At 75.1% G+C, this 4508-nt stretch carries 5 protein-coding genes; 4 read left to right on the forward strand and 1 reads right to left on the reverse strand.

Translation table 11 applies throughout. The features are described 5' to 3' along the window. Positions 1–52: 52 nt before the first annotated feature. Entirely contained in the window at positions 53–1213 is a 1161-nt protein-coding gene (locus ACLU3S_RS35975) for a glycosyltransferase (protein WP_413956179.1), read from the reverse strand. 443 nt (positions 1214–1656) lie between these two features. Here ACLU3S_RS35975 and ACLU3S_RS35980 point away from each other — a divergent pair, with 443 nt between their 5' ends. The 4 genes from ACLU3S_RS35980 (at position 1657) to ACLU3S_RS35995 (ending at position 4101) form a co-directional block, all read left to right on the forward strand. Beyond that, positions 1657–1896, forward strand: coding sequence for a chaplin (locus tag ACLU3S_RS35980; protein ID WP_413956180.1), 240 nt, complete (start codon positions 1657–1659; stop codon positions 1894–1896). Between the two features lie 167 nt (positions 1897–2063). Continuing rightward, positions 2064–2954: a hypothetical protein gene (locus ACLU3S_RS35985; protein ID WP_413956181.1), complete on the forward strand. Its 891-nt coding sequence runs from the start codon at positions 2064–2066 to the stop codon at positions 2952–2954. A 199-nt stretch (positions 2955–3153) separates the two neighbouring features. Beyond that, positions 3154–3444, forward strand: coding sequence for a hypothetical protein (locus ACLU3S_RS35990; RefSeq protein WP_413956183.1), 291 nt, complete (start codon positions 3154–3156; stop codon positions 3442–3444). Positions 3445–3609: 165 nt separating this feature from the next. Beyond that, complete coding sequence (locus tag ACLU3S_RS35995) at positions 3610–4101, forward strand: DUF5949 family protein (RefSeq protein ID WP_413956182.1); 492 nt, start codon at positions 3610–3612, stop codon at positions 4099–4101. Positions 4102–4508: the final 407 nt, after the last annotated feature.

A 4508-nucleotide genomic window follows, 5' to 3' on the forward strand; every position in this document is an offset into this window, starting at 1 on the left:
ATTCCGTGGTTCCACGGCTGCGCGCCGGGGGACGGAACGGTGCTTTCCGCAGTCACGAGTGGATGGACTCCCTGCACTCGGAGGGCAAGAGCGTTCGGGCGCCGAGGAGTTCGCGGTAGAGAGCCGTGACCCGCCCGGCGGTGTGCCGTACGTCGTGCGCGGACAGGACGTGCCGGCGCCCCTGCGCGCCGAGCGCGGCGCACAGCGGCGGGTCGGACAGCAGCCCGGCGACCGCTCCGGCCAGCGCCGCGGGGACCTCCGGCGGCACCAGGCAGCGGGCCGCCAGGGCGGGCGGGAGGCTCTCGCGGGCGCCGTCGACGTCGGTGACCACGACGGGCCGCCCACAGCCCAGCGCCTCCAGCGGGGCCAGCGCCATGCCCTCCCACCGCGAGGGCAGCACCACCAGGTCGGCGGCCCGGTACCAGGGCACGGGGTCGGCGACGGCCCCGGTGAAGTGCACGGAGGGATCTGCGTGCCGGCGTAACACCTCGCTGTCGGGGCCGTCGCCCACCAGCGCCAGACGGGCGTCCGGCACCGTGCGGCGCACCTCGTCCCAGGCCCGCAGCAGCACGTCCTGCCCCTTCTGCCGGCACAGGCGGCCGACGCACACGGCGAGCGGCCCGCCGTCGGCGGTGCGCGGTGCGGGGAGGCAACCGGCGGCCGGCGCCGGAGAGAACCGGTCGAGGTCGATGCCGTTCGGGACGACCGCGTACGCGGCGCGTACTCCGGCGCGCAGACCGGTCGCGCGCTCGGCCTCGCTGACGCACAGCACCCGGTCGGCCCAGCGCGCCGCCCACCGCTCCCAGCGCAGCGCCAGTGCCGCCGTGGGTCCGCCGACCGCCTCGAACGACCAGGCGTGCGGCTGGAACACGGTGGGCACCCGCCCGCGGACGGCGAGTCGCCCGGCCAGTCCCGCCTTGGCGCTGTGCGCGTGCACCAGTTCGGGCCGGACCTCGTCGACCAGTCGTGCGAGCCGCCGTACCTCGCGCGGCAGCCCCGCACCCGGGGACCGGGCGGCCCGCCATGCGCGGACGTCGGCGCCCAGCTGACGTGCGCGCGCGGCCAGTTCGCCGCCGGGGCAGGCCACCGTGACCCGCAGTCCCGTCGCGAGCTGGGCCTTCACCAGGTCCAGCACGACCCGGGCGACGCCGCCGTCGACGGGTTGCGCGAGGTGCAGGACCCGCGGCCGCGGGACGGGTGCTGGCTGGTGCATTCGCGGGTTACCTCGCTCATGGGGGCGCTCGGGGAGTGCGGGCGGGAACGCGCCTCGCGCCTGCGCGTCGACGGCGGTGAAGAATGCGCCGGTTCGCGCCCCGTCACGCCGGGAAACGAACCGGAAGCCCGGCCGGTCACCGCCCTGGGTGCCGGTCCGGGCGGAGGCCGCACACAGGGGCGCCGCGGTGCGGTACGCCGTCCGGCGGTGGACCCGGGAGCTTGCACATGACCGGCGGCGCCCTTTCGCACGTGTGGGAGAGGACCGCAACTGTAGTGGCCAAGCGGACTAATGCGAAGAATCCGGACATGTGTGTCGGAACCGTGAAGGAGATCGCTTTCCCGTATCACCCCATTGGCGGCACAACCTCACGGAGTGCCACGCGTTGACACAGCGCCGGGCAATCGCCCGGATGTTGTGTCGATCCCAAGGAGCACCTCTCCATGTCGCGTATCGCGAAGGGTCTGGTCCTGACCTCCGCCGCCGTCGCGGCCGTCGCCGGCGCCGCCGGTGCGGCCGCCGCGCACTCCGACGCGCACGGCGCCACCGCCAACTCGCCGGGCGCGCTGTCGGGCAACGCCGTCGAGGTTCCGGTCCACGTGCCGATCAACGTCTGCGGCGACACCGTCGACGCCATTGGTCTGCTGAACCCGGCCATCGGCGAGACCTGCGCCAACGGCTGAGGACGGGGCGCAGCCGTACGGCCGGCCGTCCGCCCGCGCATCACCGCGGGACGGGCGGCCGGTTTCCGTCTCCCCCGGATGCCTCACCGGCGAGGTGAGCGGTTGCGGCGGTCGATCGGTGAACTGACGGTGGGCTCAGGTCCCGAAGCCCACCGAAAGGAACACCCATGCGTGGTCTGTCCGCGCGGCGTCTCGCGTCCACCACCCTCTGCGCCGCCGTCCTGGTCGGGATCGCCGGCCCGGCCGCCGTCGCCGGCGACTCGGCGCGGGAACGCGGCCCGTCCGCCTCCCGGGTGGTGGCCGTCCCCGGAGCGCAGAAGCTGCTCGCCCGGGTCGACGCCCTGAGACGCACCGGCTCGGTTCCCGCACCGGTCATCGATCTGCTCAACCAGTCCCTCACGAAGGGAAAGACGGAGGGAACGACGGCGGGCACCTTGCCCGCCGACCAGGCCAGAAGACTCGGCGACGCGGCGAAGAGGGCCCTCGCCGAGGCCGTGGCCCACCGGCAGGCGGCCCCGGCCACGCCCACGGCGGCCGCGGCACCGACTGCCGCCGCCACGCCCGCTGTTCCCGCGAAGCCCACTGCCACGGAGACGCCCGCCGTCCATGCGACGCCGACGGCTGCGGCGACTCCGGCGGCCCCCGCCACCCCCGCTGCCACGTCGGCTCCGGCGGTGCACACGACTCCCACGGCCGCCGCGACGCCGGCCGCGACCGCCGAGCCGTCCGGTCCCGCCACGCCCGCCACCTCCGCGAAGCCGGCCGCCCGCGCCACACCGGCGTCCGCGGTCGCCCTCGCCAAGGGAGCCGGGGACGACAAGGCGCCCGCGGCCCGCGACGCCACCAGTGACGCCCTCGGCGCGCTGCAGACGGCGATCGACAACCTGGTGACGGCGCTCACCTCCGGGCCCGGCCAGGTGCTGTCGTCCGTCACCGGCGCGGTCGGCGACCTGGTGGACCTGCTGATCTCGGCCCTCCTCGGTGACCCCCGGCCCACCGGCGCCGCGTCCCTGCTGCCCTCCCTGCCGCCGGAGCCCAGCCTGCCCACCACCGGGTGACCCGGGCCGGCGGCCTCCCTCACGTCAGCCGTCGTGCCACCGGGCGCGACGGCTGAGGGCTGTTCCGGGAGCCGGACTCCCGCGGTCCCGGTGGATTTCATATGTCTTGCGCGCCCGGGGTTTCCGGCCCGGCAGAGGGCTCGTTAGGCACGGCGACAGAACCACCTGGGCGACTCGGGTCGCCGACGAAAGGAACATGATGAAGTCCCTGAAGGCTGCCGCTGTCGTTGCCGGTACCGTGGCTCTCGCCGGCGTTGCGGCGCCCGCGTTCGCATCCAACGCCCGCGACGTGGCGCCCACCAGTCTCAACGGCGCCGTCGGCCAGCTCACCAAGGGCCCGATCACCGTGCGCGACGTGATGCCGGTGCAGCACCAGTCGGACGCGCTCAACACCGAGAACAAGGACTCCGTGCTCCACACGGTCAAGGGGGCCACCAAGGCGCTGAACCAGCGCGGCCCGCTGCTCGGCGGCCTGCCCCTGCAGAGCTGACACCCCGTCTGCGCCCCGCGGAACAGGGGCCGGTACCGCACCCGAGGCACCGGCCCCGGCCCTTTCCGCGCCGTTTCCCTCAAACGTGTGGAGGACCCTCGGCCACTCGTCCGGAAGGGTGAGAAGCGGCCGGGCGGCGTGCGAAGGCGCCGATAAGGTCGCGTGGTGACCTCAACGCCAACCGAGATCCGCCCCGCCGACACCGGCACGCTCGTCGTCCTGGCCTGGAGCGGTGAGGCCCCCGACGGCACCGACATGCCCTACCTGCTGGCCTACTCCCTCGGGGACGCCGAGGGCGGTCCGCGGGCCGCCGCCGCCGCGGTGGAGCACATGCTGGTGAGCAACGGGCTGCCGGTCGGCGGCGACCTGGTCGACGGCGTCACCAAGCCGAGCCTCCCGGTGAGCCTGCTCGTCGAGGCGGGCCAGGCCGTGGTCCAGATGCCGCAGCTGGTCGCCCAGGCCGACGCGCCGCCACAGTGGCTGGCCGCCGTCGCCCGGCGCGGCTACGCCTACCTCGTCTTCACCACCCGCGCCTGGCCCGAGGGACGGCCGGGCCAAACCGTGGAGCCCGCCGCGCTCGCCGCGTTCGCCGGCGCCGAGGAGACCCTGAAGGCCGCCGCCCACGTGGTGCTGCCGGCCCGCAGCCTGCGCGGCTGACGACCAGGGCCCCGCCGGCGCCAGGGGCTTCGGCCCGCTTCCGGTCCCGCACCCCGTGGCGCCCGCACGCCGGCACCGACCCGCTGGTGGGACTTCTGGACGAGCTGAACAATGACCAGCCGACTATTGCCGCAGCCGGGGGAAATGTGCACCGACGCCGTTTTCCGGCTCGCGCGGCGCCAGTTACGCGGTACGGACGTCGAACCCGCATCCTGAAAGGGATCCCGTACCTGCCATGAAGCCGACCACCCGAGCAACCCTCGCCGCCCTCGTCACGGGCGTCGCCGCCATGGGGACCGCGGCCGCCCCCGCCGCGGCGGCCGCCTCGGCCCACGTCCCGGTGCCGCTGGACGGCGTCTCGCGGTCCCTCGGCACGCGGACACCCGAGGCGGGCCCGGACGTCGTGC

Origin of the sequence: Streptomyces sp. AF1A (genome assembly GCF_047340315.1) — a bacterium.
GTDB lineage: Bacteria > Actinomycetota > Actinomycetes > Streptomycetales > Streptomycetaceae > Streptomyces.